Annotated in this window: 19 protein-coding genes; 6 read left to right on the forward strand and 13 right to left on the reverse strand. The window is 61.1% G+C overall.

The window, feature by feature from the left end:
• Positions 1–42 precede the first annotated feature (42 nt).
• Positions 43–867 carry an alpha/beta fold hydrolase gene (locus E3W21_RS09345; protein ID WP_134419173.1) on the forward strand — a complete coding sequence of 275 codons (825 nt, stop codon included), beginning with the start codon at positions 43–45 and terminating at the stop codon, positions 865–867.
• Between the two features lie 115 nt (positions 868–982).
• Here the strand turns inward: E3W21_RS09345 and dsbG are convergent, their stop codons facing one another.
• The 4 genes from dsbG to E3W21_RS09365 all read right to left on the reverse strand — a co-directional run bounded on the left by dsbG (position 983) and on the right by E3W21_RS09365 (position 5235).
• The gene (gene dsbG, locus E3W21_RS09350) at positions 983–1753 is read right to left on the reverse strand and encodes a thiol:disulfide interchange protein DsbG (RefSeq protein ID WP_134419174.1); all 771 of its coding nucleotides are present in this window, start codon (positions 1751–1753) and stop codon (positions 983–985) included.
• Positions 1729–2595: a TlpA disulfide reductase family protein gene (locus E3W21_RS09355; RefSeq protein WP_134419175.1), complete on the reverse strand. Its 867-nt coding sequence runs from the start codon at positions 2593–2595 to the stop codon at positions 1729–1731. Before E3W21_RS09355 ends, dsbG begins: the two co-directional genes overlap by 25 nt.
• Entirely contained in the window at positions 2595–4337 is a 1743-nt protein-coding gene (gene dsbD, locus E3W21_RS09360; protein WP_134419176.1) for a protein-disulfide reductase DsbD, read from the reverse strand. The genes E3W21_RS09355 and dsbD overlap by 1 nt, the downstream gene beginning before the upstream one ends.
• A gap of 109 nt (positions 4338–4446) precedes the next feature.
• Positions 4447–5235: a sel1 repeat family protein gene (locus E3W21_RS09365; RefSeq protein WP_256661538.1), complete on the reverse strand. Its 789-nt coding sequence runs from the start codon at positions 5233–5235 to the stop codon at positions 4447–4449.
• 363 nt (positions 5236–5598) lie between these two features.
• Here E3W21_RS09365 and E3W21_RS09370 point away from each other — a divergent pair, with 363 nt between their 5' ends.
• The 5 genes from E3W21_RS09370 to E3W21_RS09390 all read left to right on the forward strand — a co-directional run bounded on the left by E3W21_RS09370 (position 5599) and on the right by E3W21_RS09390 (position 10119).
• Complete coding sequence (locus E3W21_RS09370; RefSeq protein ID WP_134419178.1) at positions 5599–6282, forward strand: response regulator; 684 nt, start codon at positions 5599–5601, stop codon at positions 6280–6282.
• Positions 6279–7604, forward strand: a complete 1326-nt coding sequence (locus tag E3W21_RS09375; RefSeq protein WP_134419179.1) for an ATP-binding protein — start codon at positions 6279–6281, stop codon at positions 7602–7604. Before E3W21_RS09370 ends, E3W21_RS09375 begins: the two co-directional genes overlap by 4 nt.
• Before the next feature lie 230 nt (positions 7605–7834).
• Positions 7835–8320 (forward strand): GNAT family N-acetyltransferase, encoded by a 486-nt coding sequence (locus E3W21_RS09380; protein WP_134419180.1) that lies wholly within the window; start codon positions 7835–7837, stop codon positions 8318–8320.
• A 77-nt stretch (positions 8321–8397) separates the two neighbouring features.
• The gene (locus E3W21_RS09385; protein WP_134419181.1) at positions 8398–9810 is read left to right on the forward strand and encodes an aspartate aminotransferase family protein; all 1413 of its coding nucleotides are present in this window, start codon (positions 8398–8400) and stop codon (positions 9808–9810) included.
• A gap of 81 nt (positions 9811–9891) precedes the next feature.
• Positions 9892–10119, forward strand: a complete 228-nt coding sequence (locus E3W21_RS09390; RefSeq protein ID WP_134419182.1) for an MbtH family protein — start codon at positions 9892–9894, stop codon at positions 10117–10119.
• A 186-nt stretch (positions 10120–10305) separates the two neighbouring features.
• On the opposite strand, the gene E3W21_RS09395 is transcribed toward E3W21_RS09390, so the two are convergent.
• The 9 genes from E3W21_RS09395 to E3W21_RS09435 all read right to left on the reverse strand — a co-directional run bounded on the left by E3W21_RS09395 (position 10306) and on the right by E3W21_RS09435 (position 17752).
• Positions 10306–11220 (reverse strand): metal ABC transporter solute-binding protein, Zn/Mn family, encoded by a 915-nt coding sequence (locus E3W21_RS09395; protein ID WP_134419183.1) that lies wholly within the window; start codon positions 11218–11220, stop codon positions 10306–10308.
• Positions 11221–12120, reverse strand: coding sequence for a metal ABC transporter permease (locus E3W21_RS09400; RefSeq protein WP_134419184.1), 900 nt, complete (start codon positions 12118–12120; stop codon positions 11221–11223).
• Entirely contained in the window at positions 12120–12893 is a 774-nt protein-coding gene (locus tag E3W21_RS09405) for a metal ABC transporter ATP-binding protein (protein ID WP_371927059.1), read from the reverse strand. The genes E3W21_RS09400 and E3W21_RS09405 overlap by 1 nt, the downstream gene beginning before the upstream one ends.
• 101 nt (positions 12894–12994) lie before the next feature.
• The gene (locus E3W21_RS09410; RefSeq protein ID WP_134419186.1) at positions 12995–13921 is read right to left on the reverse strand and encodes a metal ABC transporter substrate-binding protein; all 927 of its coding nucleotides are present in this window, start codon (positions 13919–13921) and stop codon (positions 12995–12997) included.
• 35 nt (positions 13922–13956) lie between these two features.
• The gene (locus E3W21_RS09415) at positions 13957–14529 is read right to left on the reverse strand and encodes a DUF6162 family protein (RefSeq protein ID WP_134419187.1); all 573 of its coding nucleotides are present in this window, start codon (positions 14527–14529) and stop codon (positions 13957–13959) included.
• On the reverse strand, positions 14526–14855 hold the full coding sequence (locus E3W21_RS09420; protein ID WP_134419188.1) for a hypothetical protein: 330 nt from the start codon (positions 14853–14855) through the stop codon (positions 14526–14528). Before E3W21_RS09420 ends, E3W21_RS09415 begins: the two co-directional genes overlap by 4 nt.
• Positions 14852–15394, reverse strand: coding sequence for a thiamine pyrophosphate-binding protein (locus E3W21_RS09425; RefSeq protein ID WP_134419189.1), 543 nt, complete (start codon positions 15392–15394; stop codon positions 14852–14854). The genes E3W21_RS09420 and E3W21_RS09425 overlap by 4 nt, the downstream gene beginning before the upstream one ends.
• Positions 15394–16590 carry a PepSY domain-containing protein gene (locus E3W21_RS09430; protein WP_134419190.1) on the reverse strand — a complete coding sequence of 399 codons (1197 nt, stop codon included), beginning with the start codon at positions 16588–16590 and terminating at the stop codon, positions 15394–15396. Before E3W21_RS09430 ends, E3W21_RS09425 begins: the two co-directional genes overlap by 1 nt.
• 286 nt (positions 16591–16876) lie before the next feature.
• Positions 16877–17752, reverse strand: a complete 876-nt coding sequence (locus E3W21_RS09435) for an alpha/beta fold hydrolase (RefSeq protein ID WP_134419191.1) — start codon at positions 17750–17752, stop codon at positions 16877–16879.
• Between the last annotated feature and the right edge of the window lie 118 nt (positions 17753–17870).

Genomic DNA, 17870 nt, shown 5'->3' on the forward strand with positions numbered 1-17870 from the left:
GCGGCACAGTCTGCCTGTGCCATTTTGGAGAGGAGACAACCGATGCCCTTCGCAACAATAGACGGACAAGCGCTTCACTACATTGATCAAGGCACAGGCCCTGCCGTTCTGCTGGCCGGCAGCTACCTGTGGGACCAGGCCATGTGGGCGCCGCAGATTGCCGCTCTGTCGCAGCAGTATCGGGTGATCGCTCTGGACCTGTGGGGCCATGGTGAATCCGGGCCGCTACCCCAAGGCACACAGTCGCTGGATGACATTGCGCGCCAGGCCCTGACCCTGCTCGATCATCTGGACATCGACCGTGTCACGCTGGTCGGTCTCTCGGTCGGTGGCATGTGGGGCGTACGTCTGGCGCTGTCGGAGCCGCAGCGGATCAACGGTCTGGTGCTGATGGACACCTACGTCGGCGTCGAGCCGGAACCGACTCGCCAATACTATTTCTCGCTGTTCAAACAGATCGAAGACACCGGCGTGATCGCGCCGCAGCTGCTCGACATCGTCGTGCCGATCTTCTTCCGTCCGGGCATCGATCCGCAGTCGGCGCTGTATCAGGACTTCCGCGCCAAACTGGCCGCACTACCGCCGGAGCGTCTGCGCGAGAGCATCGTGCCGATGGGGCGGATTACGTTTGGGCGGGATGATCTGTTGCCGCGTCTGGGCGAGTTGAATCCTGACACCACGCTGCTGATGTGTGGCGATCAGGACAAGCCGCGGCCGCCGTCGGAGACAAGGGAAATGGCCGAGCTGATCGGTTGCCCGTATCTGCTGGTGCCGGAGGCGGGGCATATCTCCAATCTGGAGAATCCGCAGTTTGTCACCGACGCACTGCTGAAGTTTCTAAGTGAGAGAGCCCGCAAAACCGCGTAATCGTTCTTCGCGAGCAAGCCCGCTCCCACATTTGACCTGTGTTCGCAGGACTAATGTGGGAGCGGGCTTGCTCGCGAAGACGCCAGTGAACCCACCAACGCCCTATCAGAAAGAACTACTTCGGTCCGAGAATTTGCACCAACTTGTCCGGCGAAGGCGCGCCTTGCTGTTGTTGCAGCTCGCCCTTGTCGTCCATGTAGAAAATCGCCGGGGTGGCCTGCAGCTCCAGGTCTTCCATCAACTGCATGTTGGCCGCCAGCTTCGCCTGAATCGCCGGGGGCACGTTTTTCAGGGCTTTTAGCGAGCTGTTCTTGCCTGACTTCTCATGGTCTTCCAGGGCTTTCTGCGGATCCTTGGCGGCCAGCAGCGCAGCCGATTTCCCCGGACTGTCTTCGCGAATGATGCCGACCATGATGTGCCGCAGCTGCACCTTGCCCGACTTGACCCATGGCCGCGCCTGCTCCCAGAACATGTTGCAGTAAGGGCAATTCGGATCGCTGAACAGGTACACGACCCGCGGCGCATCTTTCTTCCCGTCGCCGATCCAGTTGCTGGTTTCCAGCTTGCCCCAGACTTCCTTGGCCATCGGCGCGTAAACCAGCTTCTGCAGCGGCGCGCTGCTCAGGTCGTTGCCGTCTGCGTCGTACAGATTGCCGAGCAACACATGTTTGCCATCCGGCGTCAGGTACAGCGCCATGCCACGGTTCTGGTACTGCGCGGCATAACCACGCAAGCCATCGGGTGCGTCGAATTGGCCGACGATTTTCGCGCCCTTGGCTTCGATTTTCTTGATCGCTTCGGGCAATTCTTCGGCGGCCTGCACTAACGGTAAATGGAGCAGGGCAGCGCCGAGGGTCAACGTCAGCAGGTGGCGGAGGCGGGGCATGGCAATTTCCTTGAAGAGGTGGCCGGTGCGGCAGGATTCGGGGTGTCGAAGTTTTCCAGGGCGCGGGCCAGGCTGGCTTCCGACAGCTCACCCAGGTGGCTGCCCAGCAGGCGACCGTCGGGACTATAGAACAGCGTAGTCGGCAACGCCATGGAGCCGACGGCCTGGCCCAATCGGCCACTGCCGTCAAACAGCACGTTGGACAGGCTCAGGCCCTGGGTTTCCAGAAAAGTACTGACGCTTTGCATGCTTTCAGCCTGGTTGACGAACAGGAACGTCAGGTCCGGGCGGTGTTGCTGGGCGTTTTCCAGCACCGGCATTTCCCGACGGCATGGCGGACACCAGGTGGCCCAGAGATTGATCACCAACGGGCCGCCCTTGTAATCGGCCAGCTGCACGGTTTCGCCGGCGGCATTGCGCAGGGTGATTTCCGGCAGGCGTGTGCCTTGTTCGTAGATAGTCAGTGAGAAGGTCGCCAGCAGCCAGAACGCCAGGCCGCTGGCCACGCCAAAGCCCAGCGGACGGCGCAAGCCCGGGCGACGCCAGCCTCGATACAACGCGGCGAGCAGCAACACGATCACACCGGGCCAGGCGAGGAAACCGCCGTCGCGCAGGTCGATGATCTGCCAGGGGTCATCGCGATAGTGCGCCCAGTAAACGGCCACGAACCCGACCCGGGCGGCCAGCATACCCAGCAGGAACAGACTGAACAGCACCGACTCTGGATTCTCGCCGCCGCGCTTGGCCACCCGCCAGCCGATGAAGGTCGCCAGCGCCAGGGCGCTGATCAGCAGCAGGTGATTAAGCGCGATGGCAAAAGTGCCGAGGGTAAAGGTCAGCATTAACGAGCGTCTCGGGTGGTGGTCCAGCGTTGCAGGAAGGTGCCGGCATCGACCTCGCCGGTGATGCGCTGGCTGCGACGCTCGATGCCGTCGGCGCCGATCCACAGCAGGCTCGGTGGCCCCGGCACTTTATAACGGCCCAGCAGTTCGCGGCTGGCGGCATTGTCGGCGGTGACGTCCAGCCGTAGCAAGCGCACATCGCTCAAGGCTTGCAGTACGTGGGCTTTGCCGAACACCTGTTTTTCCATAACCTTGCACGACACGCACCAGTCGGCGTAGTAGTCCAGCAGCACCCACTGGCCTTGAGCCTGGGCCGCGTCGAGCTCCCGTTGCAGAGCTGCCGGGTCCTTGATCGTGGTGAATGCGTCGTGGCCGACCGGGTTTGCGGCGCTGCTCGAGTTTGAAGCGCTGTAGACCTGCAATGGCTTCAACAGGTCGTCGCCGCCGCCAGCGGCACCGATCATCAGCAGGCTGCCCCACACACCCAGCAAGAGTGAGCTGGCGCCGAACACATGGGCGACGCGACCGAAACCTTCCGACTGCTTCCAGGCGCTGTATGCGGCAATCAGCAGCAAGGCACCGCACAAACCAATCCACAGTGATTCGTCCAGCACCGGACGCAGCATCAGCAACGCGGTAGCGAGGAACAGGAAGCCGAATACGCCCTTGAGCAGGTTCATCCAGGCACCGGGTTTGGGCAGGAAGCGATTGCCGACGGTGACCAACAACAGCAGCGGCACACCGATGCCGATGCCCATGGCGAACAGAATCAGCCCGCCATGCAGCGCATTGCCGCTTTGCGCGATGTAGAGGAGGGCGCCCGCCAGCGGTGCCGTCATGCACGGACCCACCAGCAAACCGGACAAGGCGCCCAACACACCGGCACCGAACAGGCTGCCGCCGCGTTGATTGCGCGAGACATTTTCCAATCGATCACGCACGGCCACTGGCAGTTGCAACTCGAAGAAGCCGAACATCGGCAACGCCAGCAACACAAATACGGTAGCGAAACTGCCCAGCAACCAAGGGTTCTGTAACAACGCCTGCAGATTCGCCCCGAGCAGCGCGGCCAGAACGCCCATCGCCGCATACACCAGCGCCATGCTGACGACGTAGCTGGTCGCCAGCGCGAAGCCGCGTTTGGGCGTGGCGCCACTGCCGACGATCAAACCGGCGAGAATCGGCAGCATCGGCAGCGAGCAAGGGGTGAAGGCCAGTAGCAGCCCAAGGCCGAAGAACACCAGCAGGCTCCAGCCCAGCGCCCGCTGCTGCAGATCACTGGCCAGGGCCTGGTCCGGCGCTTCGCTTGCGGCGGCCAAGGTAGTGGCGTTTGCGAGATCAACGACCTGGGTTTGTGGCGGATAACACAGGCCAGCATCGGCGCAGCCCTGGAAACCTACCTTGATCCGGCCGGAGGCACCCGCCGGGATCTTCAGCTCCAGCCCTTGGCGATAAACCTGTTGCGCGCCGAAAAACTCGTCGCTGTGCGCTTCACCTTCCGGCAAGACAGGTTGCTGTTCCGGGGGTAAACCATCGAATTTCAGGCGTTTTTGATACAGGTAATAACCGTCGGCGATCTGCCAGAACAGTTGGGTTTCCCCGGAAGCGAGACGTTCAGACGTAAAGCTGAAGGCTTTGCTGACGGGAAGAAAGTCGGGCTTGGTTTCAAACGGATTGCTGCCAGCCTGGGCCTGACCCAAGCTGGCAAACAACGTTAATAGCAATAGAAGAACGTAACGCATCGACAACGCCTTGAGGTTTACACACTTCGCCCAAGATGATGGCCAGCGATTAACCGGGGGTTAACGCAAGACGTCGATGGCCGTCTTCGGTGATTGGCGCCCGGCGGGATCAGGCAATGTCGCTATAGGTCAGCCTGAATTCGGACATCGGGGGATGAGTCGTTTTCCATTGCTGCGCGAAGGCTTTGGCGGCAGTTACTTGATCAGTCGTCATCTCCTCGGCGATATCGTCAAGGTATTGTCTGGCGCTATCGTGTCGAGACAGCTCTTTGGTGGTTTCGACGACCAGCCAGATCAACCCATAGCCTTTGACCAGATCCTTCGTGAAGCCATATTCGTTATCGACACCGCTGTCATCTTGATAGAAACCGCTGAGTGCGAAACCGTAATTCAGTACGCCGTTCACGTCATTGAGCTGTGCGCGTTTTTCCAGCCATTGGCGCCTCAGAGGAAGATCCTGGTTGATCGGGGTACGGTTGGTGTACCAGTGGACCGCTTTCGAAAAACCGGCGTCGGCGGCTTTTTTCAGCAGCGCATCGATGGTGGATCGACGTTGCTCACTGTCGGCAATGAGCGTTGCGTCCTGGTCGTACTTGACCGCGAGAATGTACTGGCCCTCCAGGGAGCCGGCATCCGCAGCTTTTTTTAATGTTTCAATGTTCTGGTCCAGCTCGTACAACTCAAGCATGGCTTGAGCGGCATCGGCCTGGGCCAGTTCCTTTGCTTTCCTGAGCGAGGCTTCGTCGCCCAGTCGCATCAGGGCATAAACATGATTCTGGGCACCAGCGAGTCGATACCAGTCTTTTGCTTCGTCGGTGATGCTGCCCGCCTGACGCCTTGTCACCTCCCCCAACGCATATTGCGACGCACGGTCTCCCGCGACGGCGGCAACCGTCAAATAAGGCTTCGCCTGAATGAATTCGCCCAGGTTGTACAGGGCCAGGCCCTTGGTTATCGCTTCTTTTGGCTGATCGTTGACTTGGGTTGCCAGCGCGCTCAGGGTGTCAAACAGATTGAACAGAATCGTTAAAGCACTTACATGGGAATACATGATGGATACCTGTATTGAGTCGAGTTGAATTTAAGTACTACCCGACACAGGCTATTGAGAAGGGGACGCACGGGTGCGGTATATATGTATTGCGTTGAATTGATCCCTGCGACGTGAATGCAAGCCCTGCTTCTCGTCAGATGAAGCCCTTGCCATAATTGCGACTTAATCCTCACCTGTTTGACTAGGGTCTTTGCTCATGGAGTTCCCATGCACGTACTGGTTTGCGAAGACGATGAGCTGATTGCCAGCGGTATCGTTGCCGGCCTCACCGCACAGGGCCTGACCGTGGAGCATGTCGCCACCGCGTCGGCGGCCCGGGCGATGCTCAAGGTCGCCGAATTCGATGTGATGGTGCTCGACCTCGGTCTACCCGATGAAGACGGTTTGAAGCTGCTGCAGCAGTTGCGACACAGCGGTCTGGAAATCCCGGTGTTGATCCTCACCGCCCGGGATTCGGTCACCGACCGCGTCGACGGCTTGCAAGCCGGTGCTGACGATTACTTGCTCAAGCCTTTCGACTTGCGTGAGCTGGCGGCGCGCCTGCATACCCTGTTGCGACGGGTGGCGGGGCGCAGCGTCAACCTGATCGAACACGGTCGCCTGACTTACGACCCGAGCAGCCGCGAAACCATGCTTGGCGGCCAGCCGGTGGACCTTTCCCGTCGTGAGCAGTCGCTGTTGCAGGCCTTGCTGCATAATCGGGGCCGGGTGCTGTCGACCGAGCAACTGAAAGACAGCGTTTATGGTTTTAACGATGAGCTTGAAAGCAACGCTCTCAATGTGCATATCCATCACCTGCGGCGCAAACTCGGCAATGGCATTGTCGAGACGGTGCGCGGCCTGGGCTATCGCCTGGGGCCGGCCGATGGCGCAGAGGTATTGAAAAAGTGATGAGCCTGCGTTTGCGCCTGAGCCTGACACTCGGCGCCGCTTTTGCCCTGATCTGGGCCCTGGCAGCGGCCTGGATGCTCAGCGACCTGCGCAATCAGATGATGTTTTCCCTCGACCAGCGGCTGGTGGCCTCGGCACGCATGGTCGCCGGCTTGATGGAGCAATTGCCGCCATTGCCGAGCAAGGGCGAGGGCACCCATTTCAGCGCTGAACAACTGAACCTCCCCGGCGGCATGGCCTGCCAGGTCAGTTCATTGCGCGGCGAAATCCTCGCCCGCAGTCACACCGATCCGCAACAAACCCTCGAAGCCGAGAAAATGGGCTTTCACGACCAGATGATCGATGGCGCGCCGTGGCGCAGTTTCACCCTGGCCCGCGGCGACGTGCGCATCACCACCGCTGATCGACAGATCGAGCGGGAGGCGCTGAACATGTCGATCCTGCTGGCGGCTTCGGTGCCGGTGGGCGTGGCCTTGCTCGGCTGCCTGTGCCTGCTCTGGCTGGGGGTCGGCCAGGGGCTGGCGCCGCTCAACCGCATGCGCGATGCCTTGATGCGCCGCAGCGCCGACTCCCTGGAACCGCTGCAGATCCAGCCGCTGCCCAGCGAACTGCAACCGTTGCTGGACACCCAGAATCAGTTGTTCCAGCGCATCGGCAAGACCATCGAACGGGAACGCCGTCTGACCGGTGACGCTGCCCATGAATTGCGCAGCCCACTAACAGCGATCAAGACCCACCTGCAAGTGGCGCGCATGACCGACGGCGCGGCCCGGGATCAATCCCTGGCCCGGGCCGAAGAGGGCGCCGATCGCCTGCACCGGACCCTTGAACAATTGCTGTTGCTCGCGAGGGTCGAGGGCAGTCTGTCGTTCGATGATGGCGTGCAATGCAGCGCCGAGCAGGTGGCGAAACTGGCGATTCAGGACGCCGCCAGTGGTGATCGTCAGCGGATCAAATTTCAGATGCCGAGCAAATTCTCCGCTGCACCGGTGCAAATGCCAGCAGTTTTGTCGATTGCGGCGTTGCGCAACCTGCTGGACAACGCACTGCGTCATACCCCTGGCGAAGGGGCGGTGGAGCTGAGCCTGGAAACCACTGGCAGTCGTGTGCACTTTTTGGTTCGCGACCACGGCCCGGGGATTGCCGAAGACGATCTGCAACACCTGACCCAACGCTTCTGGCGCAACGGGCAGAGCACCGGTTGCGGCCTGGGTCTGGCGATTGTTCAGGCGATCGTCCAGCGCTGCGGTTGCACCCTGCATTTCGACAGTCGACCGGACGGGTTGCGAGTCGAACTGACCATGCCGTTGCAACCCATCTAACAAGCACCGCAGAGCAAATGTGGGAGCGGGCTTGCTCGCGAAAGCGGTTTAACATTCAACGATGATGTTGGCTGGGAGTCCGCCTTCGTCGGAACGCCGCCCGGAGCAAGCCCGCTCCCACACTGGTTTTGTGTTGCACACCAAATGTAACGTCTCTCCATTAGCCATCCACTCGCCACAACGCTATCGTCCCCGGCAGCTTTTTCTCAATGGATTGAGGTAACAGCGCCATGGATGCCCCCCTACACATTTGCAAGGCAACCCCCGCCGACGCCGGCATCATCAGCCGGATCGTCGAGCGCTCCATTCGCGTGGGTTGCGCGCTCGACCATCGCAACGATCCGCTCACCGTCGCCACCTGGACCCACAACAAAACCATCGAACACGTGCAGCCCTGGTTGGCCGACGAGCGGTTGTACCTGAACATCGCCCTGTTGCACGACAAACCGGTCGGCGTCGCGATGGCTGCGATCAGCGGGAAGGTCGCGTTCTGTTACGTGCAGCCGGAATGGTTTCGGCGTGGGGCCGGGCAAGCACTGGTGCGCGACCTCGAAGGCTGGTTGACCGATCGGGGGTTGCGTCAAGCCCGACTCAATAGCACCCGCACCAGCGAAGCGTTTTACCGTCATCTGGGTTACCAGCCTTGCGCTGAAACCTTTACGGTGGCGGGGCTCCACGCCATCCCCATGCACAAAGCGCTGACACCCCCCTCATAGAAAGCTGATCGAGGGTCTAAATCCTCGGCGCCCTGATGCGTTTCCAGAACAGGAAAACCTTATTGAGGGGTCGAGAGATGTCAGTCGCTACCAGCCTTATGGAAGATCAGTCGGCCCGGATCACTCCGGCGCCGACCGAGACGCTTTATCAGTTCAACGAATCGCCGCTGCTGGCCCGTCAAAACCAGCAGGAATCGAATGCCCGCAGCTATCCGCGACGCATTCCCCTGGCCCTCAAGCGTGCCAAGGGCATTTATGTCGAAGACGTCGAAGGCCGCCGTTTCATCGACTGCCTAGCCGGCGCAGGGACGTTGGCCCTTGGGCACAACCATCCGGTGGTGATCGAAGCGATCCAGCAAGTGCTGACGGATGAACTGCCGCTGCACACCCTCGACCTGACCACCCCGGTCAAGGATCAGTTCGTTCAGGACCTGTTCAGTCTGCTGCCGCTGGCTTTGGCCGCTGAAGCCAGGATCCAGTTCTGTGGCCCGACCGGCACCGACGCGGTGGAAGCCGCGCTGAAACTGGTGCGCACCGCCACCGGACGCAGCACCGTGTTGTCGTTCCAGGGCGGTTATCACGGCATGAGCCAGGGCGCGCTGAGCCTGATGGGCAGTCTGGGGCCGAAGAAACCCTTGGGCGCCTTGCTCAGCAGCGGTGTGCAGTTCATGCCATATCCCTACGATTACCGCTGCCCGTTCGGGCTCGGCGGCGCGCAAGGTGTGCAGGTCAACCTGAATTACCTGGAAAACCTGCTCAATGATCCAGAGGCCGGTGTGCAATTGCCGGCGGCAGTGATCGTTGAAGCGGTGCAGGGCGAGGGTGGGGTGATTCCGGCCGATCTTGATTGGTTGCGCGGCCTGCGGCGGATTACCGAAAAGGCCGGTGTCGCGCTGATCGTCGACGAGATTCAGAGCGGTTTTGCCCGCACCGGCAAGATGTTCGCCTTCGAACACGCCGGGATCATTCCGGACGTGGTGGTCATGTCCAAAGCCATCGGCGGCAGTTTGCCGCTGGCCGTGGTGGTCTATCGCGACTGGCTCGACACCTGGCTGCCGGGCGCCCATGCCGGGACCTTCCGCGGCAATCAAATGGCCATGGCCGCAGGTTCTGCGGTGATGCGTTTCCTGACCGAACACAAGGTATGCGAGCACGCTGCCGCCATGGGCGAACGCTTGAGCGAACACCTGCGCATCCTGCAACGGGACTTCCCGCAGCTGGGTGATATTCGGGGGCGCGGCTTGATGCTGGGTGTTGAGCTGGTCGATCCAAGTGGCGAGCTGGATGCCTTGGGTCATCCGCCGATCTTCGGCCGTCTGGCGCCATTGGTGCAGCGTGAATGCCTCAAGCGTGGCTTGATCCTCGAACTGGGCGGGCGTCATGGTGGCGTGGTGCGTTTCCTGCCGCCGCTGGTGATCACTGCCGCGGAAATCGATCGGGTAGCCGAGATTTTCGGCAGGGCCATGTCCGCTGCCACCGCCAGCCTCTAAATTTTTCAACCTCTGACACGTTCCTTCTACATAACGGCTGCGCACGCAGTGCAGCCCACCCTACAGCGATGGAGAAACACCATGACTTCAGTATTCGACCGCGAGGACATCCTCTTTCAGGTCGTGGTCAACCACGAAGAGCAGTACTCGATCTGGCCCGACTACAAAGCCGTGCCTGCAGGTTGGCGCACCGTGGGCAAGAGCGGCCTGAAAAAGGAATGCCTGGCTTACATTGAAGAAACCTGGACTGACATGCGTCCACTGAGCTTGCGCCAGAAGATGGAAGAGCAGGCGGCTTTGGCTCACTGAGTCACCGCGCAAAAAGAAGCCCGCTGAACCGGTAAGGTCAGCGGGCTTTTTCATATCTGGAATGTGTGTTGCTTGTGAGGCCGCCTTCGCGAGCAAGCCCGCTCCCACATTGGATCTGTGTCGCGCCACAAATCCAATGTGGGAGCGGGCTTGCTCGCGAAGAACGATAACGCGGTCCAACTGACGTTACGCCCCGCTCAACCCCTTGATCATCAAATCCACATTCCCCTCGAGCTCGGCCACCGGATCCGCCGCATCGACACTCAACACCACCAACCGACTTCCAGCCTCGACAATCACCGCTTTCACCGCATCCGACGGCTGTCGGTGATGCAGCACCACCGCCACGTCATTGTCCTTGAGCATCGCACCCAATTGCTTGAGCGCTTCAGGTGTCCACTCGGCGTCCGGCCGCGCATCGAGGCCGATCAGTTCCAGGTTGAGGCCGCCGATCAGATAGCCAAAGTGATCGCTCAGGCTCATCACGCTGAGGTTATCGGCACTGGCCAACCGCGCTTCGCTGTCAGCGCTGAGCTTGAGCAAGCGCTGTTTGAGCGTCGCCAGGTTAGCCTCGATCTTCGGCTTTGCCTCGGGCGCCAGGCGCACCAGGTCCGCCGCCATAACGTCCGCCATCCGCCCCATATTGTTGCTGGAAAACCACGGCTGACTGTTCAACCCATCAACTTTGTTGACGGGTTGCACGGCGATGCCGGGAAGGGAGCCGTCCACCGGGCGGGCGGCGTCGATTTCAATGATGCGGATGTTGCTACGCCGGGAGATCGGATACAGCGGATCATCCGCCCACAACGAGCGCAGGCCGATCACCGCATCGGCGTCGGTCGCCAGTTTGGCCAGCGCCGGAGCGCCACGACCCGTGAAGTACGCGGTCTGACGGCTACCGGGCAGGTTCGCCGGCGCGGCACGTTCAAGATTGACGTCGGTGCCTTTGAGCAAGACTTCACCCAGACCATAAGTGATCGGCAAGGACGCCAGCACGCGCAGCGGTTTGACGCTGTCAGCTGCAAAGGTTGTGTTGACCAGCCCGCACAGGGGCAATGTGAAGGTCAGTGCCAAGGTCAATTGACGCAAAGTAAAAAACATTTATCCGAGATTCCCTTTCAGGCTGGGGACAACGCCACGCGCAATGGCGGCGAGAGCGAAGGCGATACCGGCCACCAGAATGATCGCGGCGCCGGACGGGATAGGCAGGTCGAAGACAATCGGCGCAAGGATCCCGCACAGCGTGCTGACCGTGGCGATCAGCACCGAGCACCAGAAGAAGCCCTTCAGCGACTGACTCAGCAATCGCGCAGCTGCAGCTGGAATCACCAGCAGAGCACCGACCAGAATCGCGCCGATGACTTTCACCGCCGCCACGGTGATCAGCGTCACCAGAATCACAAACAGATAATCCAGGGTCTTCACCGCCACGCCACGGACCGCCGCCAGTTGCGGATTGAAACTGGCCAGCATGATGCGGTTGTACAACGGCAAGGCCAGCGTCATGACCAGCGAACCGACGATGGCCAGCACCAGCAGGTCATTGCCGTTGACGGTCAGTACCGAACCGAACAGTACGTTTTCGAGGATGTGTACGTTGATCTTGCCCGCCAGAATCAGCAGCAGACTGGCACCCAGCGCCAACGACACCGACAGAAACACACCGATCAACGTATCCGGCGCCAGACCCGTGCGGTTACGCAGGTAGTTCAGCAAGATGCCGAACAACAAGCAGTAGCCGAACAGACTGCCATAAGGCCCGGTGTAAGGTTCGCCCAGCAGAATACCGATGGCCACGCCGGTCAGCGCCGCGTGGCCTACCGCTTCGGAGAAAAACGCGAAGCGCTTGACCACCACCAACGTACCCAAACCGCCCAACACCGGGCCGATCAGCAAGCCGGCGAGCAGCGCGTTGACCACAAATCCATAGGCCAGCGCCTCGGGCAAGTAACCCGACGAGGCCCAACCCTGGACCATCAAACGAAAGGCTTCGTAACTCATCAGGCAGCGCTCCGTGGATGGGTCGAAAACAGGGTCAGCAATCGCTCCGGGGTCAGCGCCTGTTTCGGTGTGGCATCGAACAGTACTCGGCGATTGAGCCCTGTGACCCGATCTGCCAGACGTCCAACCGCTTCCAGATCATGCTCGATCCACAGCACGGTGATGCCGCTCTGGCGCCAGTCGCCGAGCAGCCGTTCGAACACCTGAATACCGGCCTCGTCGAGCGCCGACATCGGTTCGTCGAGCACCAGCAACTGCGGCGCCGGAATCAGTCCCTGAGCCAGCAACACTCGCTGGCGCTCACCGCCGGACAACGCACCCATGCGCCGCTTCCGTTTGTCCTGCATACCGACCCGTTGCAGGGCATCGCCAATCGCGGCGGCGTAGTGCTTGCTCAACCCGAGAAACGCCGGGCGCCGCTGGCACATCGCGGCCATGAAATCGTCGACGGTCATCGGCAAACCTCGATCGAATTCCAGGGCTTGGGGTACGTAGCCGATGGTTCCAGGTGTGCCGGGCCATTGCAGACTCAGGCGCCCCTGATGCGGCATCTGTCCGAGCAAGGTTTTGATCAGCGAGCTTTTGCCGCCACCGTTGGGGCCGACCAGTGCATGCACGCTGCCGGGCTGGACCTGGAACGTGACGTTGTCGAGGATCGTCGTGCGCCCGAGGGTCAAACTGACCTCCGCAAAATCCAGCGTCGGCCCCGAAACCTGTGGGAGCGGCGGTGCGACGATTCGACTTGCTCGCGAAGAGGGAGTGTCAGTCGACATCAATGTTGACTGACCCACCGCCTTCGCGAGCAAGCCCGCTCCCACAGGGGATTCGGGGGCGGTCGGGGTTGGGTTTTGTGCACAGATGGTTTCTTTAGCCGTCATTGGCCGGACTCCTGAATCGCCCGGACCACGGTGTTGAGGTTGCCGGTCATTTCCTTTTCATACTTGTCGGCGGTGTACTCGCCATAGGAAATGTGCGACAGCGGGTACAGCTTCACGCCGGATTCACGCTGGATGGTCTCGACGTAGGTGGACGGGAAATCCATCTCCGAGAAGATCACTTTCACGTCCAGTTCCCGCAGTTGATCGATGGTTTTTTTCAACTGGCTCGGGCTCGGTTCGATGCCGTGGGCCGGTTCGACCACGGCGGTCACTTCCAGGCCAAACTCGCGCAGCAAATAGTCGTAAGCCGCGTGAACCGTGGCCACTCGCAGTTCGGCGTTCGGCGCCTGGGTCAGTTTCGCCAGGGCGTCGGCGCGCATCTGCCGCAGGCGTTTGCCGTAGGCGCGGGCGTTCTGGGTGTAGGTCGTGGCATTGGCCGGGTCGAGCTTGCCCAGTTCCCGGGCGATGTTGTTGACCTGGGCAATCGAGGCACTGATCGACAGGAAGGTGTGCGGGTTTACGACCTTGCCGGCGCCGCGAGCGGCGACGCCGGTGGCGGCCAGCAACGGTACATTTTCGTTGGCTTCGATCACGGGAATGTTCGGTGTTTCGCTGGCGGCGATCATGCGGTCGGCGAAGTCGTCATGGCCGACACCGTTGAGCACGACCACGTCCAGACCGCTGATGCGCTTGATGTCTTCGGCGCGCGGCTCGTAGGCATGCGGGTTGAAACCGGCCGGAATCAGCGGCACCACCTCGGCCTTGTCACCGACGATGTTCGCCACGTAGCTGTAATAAGGGTGCAGGGTGATGCCGATGCGCAGGCGCTTGGCCTCGTCAGCATTGGCCATGGGTGTCAGCAGACAGGCAAATAGGCCGACCAGCAGCAGGCGCAAGAAAGAACGTTGAGATGAAATAGGCATGGGAAAGCGGTCTTCTCTCGGGTGAAGGCGAGGGTTCAGTGCCGGTGCTGGCGGGTCACGCCGGCATCGAATTGCGCGACGATCTGCTGCCAGCCGGCGCTTTCGAGCGCGGTGTCGGTGAGGTCGGTCGGGGCAGCGAGGGCGTTGCCGCGGTTGAGCCAGACGTCCGGAGCATCATCGTCAGCGGTCAAACGCATCAGAAACGAACCCGCCACGGTGGGCGTCTGGCTCTGGCCGAAGTAAGCCTTGGCGTCGAGCAATTGCCAGGCATGACCGCCGCGGCTGACGGAACTGGCGTCCTGAGCGAATGGCGCAAAACCCTCATCGGCGAGGGCTGCGGGGGCGGGTAGCGCTTGTTGCTCCTGACGCAGCAGATGAATTTCGTCGAGCGTCACCCGCAGGTCGGCGTAGATGCCTTGCTCGGACGCGCTCAAGTCACGACGGGCATCCAGTTGGTGGCTGCCAACGTTGCTGACGTGCTGAGGCTCACCGTGCCAGGCGACCACCGAGCCGGCAACCGCGAGGATCATCAGGCACAACAACAGCACATAGAGGGTTTCATGGCCGGCACCGGCCGGGCGGACGACTTGCGTGGTTGGCGTACTCATGGGGCTTCGATGTCCGCTTGGTCAATCTCGACGACGTGACCGGGACCTGCGTCGAACAGCACGTAGAACTCGGCGCCGGGCTTCTTGAAAGTCAGGGTCGAATCGGCGCCGAGCTTGCCCGGCACCAGGATGGTTTCGTCATAGCCGATCACGTCCAGGGTCACCCCCGGCGCGCCACTGCCGTCGGAGAAACCGCCGGTGCATTTGATCTGCTCGGCGTCGAGGGCTTTGCATTCGCACATTGGGTTGTGGGCCAGGGCGCTGGCGCTGAAACCGGCGCAGAGCACCAGCAGCACGGCGCTTAGAGGACGTATAACGTTGATCATGGTTTGCCTCCTTGTTGGTTCAGCCAGGCGAGGGTGGCCGGGGATGCCTGGCTCAGGGGGACGGAGGCCTGATGCATGGCGCCGTCCCAACCTTCCATGGTGATCCACAGCTCGGCGTCGGCTTTGGTCTTCTCGGGGATCGGCAACATCGCGCCCATGCGGTACGGCGTACCAAAGAAAATCACCCCGGCAGCGCGCAGGCTGCGCGGTTTGCCAATACGCAGGTACGTCGCCTTGACCTGATCGCGGCAGCTGTCGCACAGCGCCGCGTTGAAGCTCTTCATGTAGCCGGCTGGACCGTCGAGGGTCGGTGCTTCGTTTCGCAGCTCGGCCAGACGCAGGCTCCAGGGGCCGACCTGAACCTCTCCGATCTCCCGCTCGCCCAGGCCGGTGTCACCACGAAACAGCGCAGCGTCGGCGAAGTACTTGGGCATGAACCCCAGCGGCACCAGCAACAGCAGAACGTTGATGTGGAAGCGCCATTTGTGCCAGAAACGACTCAGTTTCGAGCCCGGTTTATCAGCGGTAAACAGACTCATTAGCTGACCTCCGTGGTTTCACGGCTGTGGGCCGCAGCGGTCTGGCTGCGCGGGCGTTTATGGCTGCGCTTGAGGGCATTGGCCGTGGCCAGGGCGGTGCGTTTGGTCCAGATCAACAGGCCGCTGAGGACCATCATGCTCAGGATCAGGCCGAAGAAGAACCAGATCAGCTTGATCCAGATGCCGCCGAAATCCCCGGTGTGCAGCGGACGCATGGACTCGGTCACCAGCTCCAGGCCGGAACGGTCCGACAACAGGCGGGTGGCGGCGATGTCGCCGGTGTACGGATTGATGTCCGCGGTCTGGAACATCAGCGGATACCAACTGCGTCCGCCTACCGACAGATAGCTATAGGCATTGGCAGGCAGGCTGACGAAGCTGTCGTCCAGTCCGGGAATACGTTCCTTGGCTTCGCGGATCGCCGTCTCCAGGCTGATCATCGGCGCTGGCGAACCGTCGGCAGTCAGCGGGACACTTTCACGCGGGACCACGGCAGCCACCGGCGCGGTGGAAATCGAAATCTGGTTATCGAACATGAACGCCTGAATCAGAAACCAGGTGCTGGTGATGGAAATCACCGCGATGAACCAGATCGACCAGATGCCGCTGAGGCGATGAAAGTCGCCCCAGAAAATCCGTGCGCCGTGACGAATGCGCAACGTCGGGCGCAAGAAACCTTTCCAGAAACGCTTGTAGACCACCAGCCCGGTGACCAACGAAGCCAGCAACGGCAAGCTCAGGAATGACACCAGGTACCAGCCCCAGCTGTAGCCATTGGTAAACGGCACGAGCCACCAGCCATGCAGGGCGCGGGTAAACGCCTTGAAATTGAACTGCGGCGCCGTGCCCTGAATGACGCCGCTGTAGGGATTGACGTAGACCGTCACCGAGCGACCGTCGGGGTAGCTGACGTCCACGTCGAGGGCGAAGTGCGATTCATCGGGTCGACTGATGCCTTCGACCAGTGTGTTCGGCTCCGCTTTTTTGATCGCGGCAATGATCTGGTCGTAACTGAGCAGCGGCGCATCGTCCGAGGGTTGGCTGGCACGCATTTGCGGGTTGGCCAGCCAGACGATTTCCTGGCTGACCACCGCCAGGGTGCCGGTCACGCAGACGATGAGTACGAAAAACCAGATCGGCAATGCCAGCCAGCTATGGACCAGAAACCAGAGTTTTGAACGGGATTTCTTCGACATGATTAAAGGTCTTGTTTCGATGAGAGGGCCGCCGCTAAGGGCTTCCCAGCGATGAGGTCCATGAAAGGCCGGGCCGTGGCTTTTGCCTGCGCGGGCGACTGCATCTAAATAAGACGGATGAGCATCGAAAATCCCGAAGGGGGATATGAAAGAAAATGTTTCGCGATATCGCTTGGCCGGTTTCTGTAGGAGTGTTGTGCACTTGGGCTGATCCAACACGAAACATGTCTTTCTTGGTGGTCATGACAAAACGAACACTGGCGGCATGAGCAGTGGGGCGCGGCGATCAGAGCAGGAAACCCAGCGCTTCGGCGAGCAGCAGCTCGGGGGCTTCTTCGGCGATGTAATGGCCGGCGGGCAGCGCCTTGCCACGCACGTCAGTGGCGACGTGTTGCCATTCCTTGAGCGGCTCGAAACAGCGTCCGACCGTGCCTTCTGCGCCCCATAGCACCAGCAACGGCAGATTCAGCTGACGGCCAGCGGCGATATCGGCGCGGTCATGCTCCAGATCCGTGCTGGCGCTGGCGCGGTAGTCCTCGCAGATTCCGCGCGCAGTGCCCGACAGTTTCAGGCAGCGCAGGTACTCAGCGAATGCTTCAGGTGTGAACGGTTTGAGCCCGGCGCTGCGACTGCCCATCACGCTGCGCAGATAAGATTCTGGATCAGCTTCAATCAATGTTTCCGGCAGCGGTGCCGGGCGGATCAGGAAGAACCAGTGCCAGTAGGCGCGGGCAAAGGCTTCGTTGGTTTGCGCGTACATCGACAGGGTGGGCGCGATGTCGAGCAGCACCATGCGTTGCACGGCAGCGGGATGATCGAGGGCCAGCCGATGGGCAACGCGGGCGCCACGGTCGTGGGCCAGCACCGAGAACTGTTCGAAGCCCAGGGACTTCATCAGCTCGACGCCGTCCTTGGCCATTTCGCGTTTGGAGTAATGGGTGTGGTGATCGGTGGCCGGTGGTTTGCTGCTGTCGCCGTAACCGCGCAGGTCGGCGGCGATGACGGTGAAGTGCTCGGCCAGTTGTTCGGCGACTTTGTGCCAGATGACGTGAGTCTGCGGGTGACCGTGCAGCAACAGCAGGCCCGGCCCGTTGCCGCCGATGCGGTAGGCAATGTCCACACCGTTGACGTGGCGCTGGTCTTTCAGGAATCCGGCGAACATGGATGACTCCTTGTAGTAGTTGCCTGCATCCTGAAATCGTTGAGTCCTTACGGCAAGGCGCAAAGCGTGGTGCGCTTGTTCATGAAGTGTGTTGAAGCAGATGTGTGGTGCCTGGGCT

This window comes from Pseudomonas sp. F01002, assembly GCF_004402115.1.
GTDB classification, from domain to species: domain Bacteria; phylum Pseudomonadota; class Gammaproteobacteria; order Pseudomonadales; family Pseudomonadaceae; genus Aquipseudomonas; species Aquipseudomonas frigoris.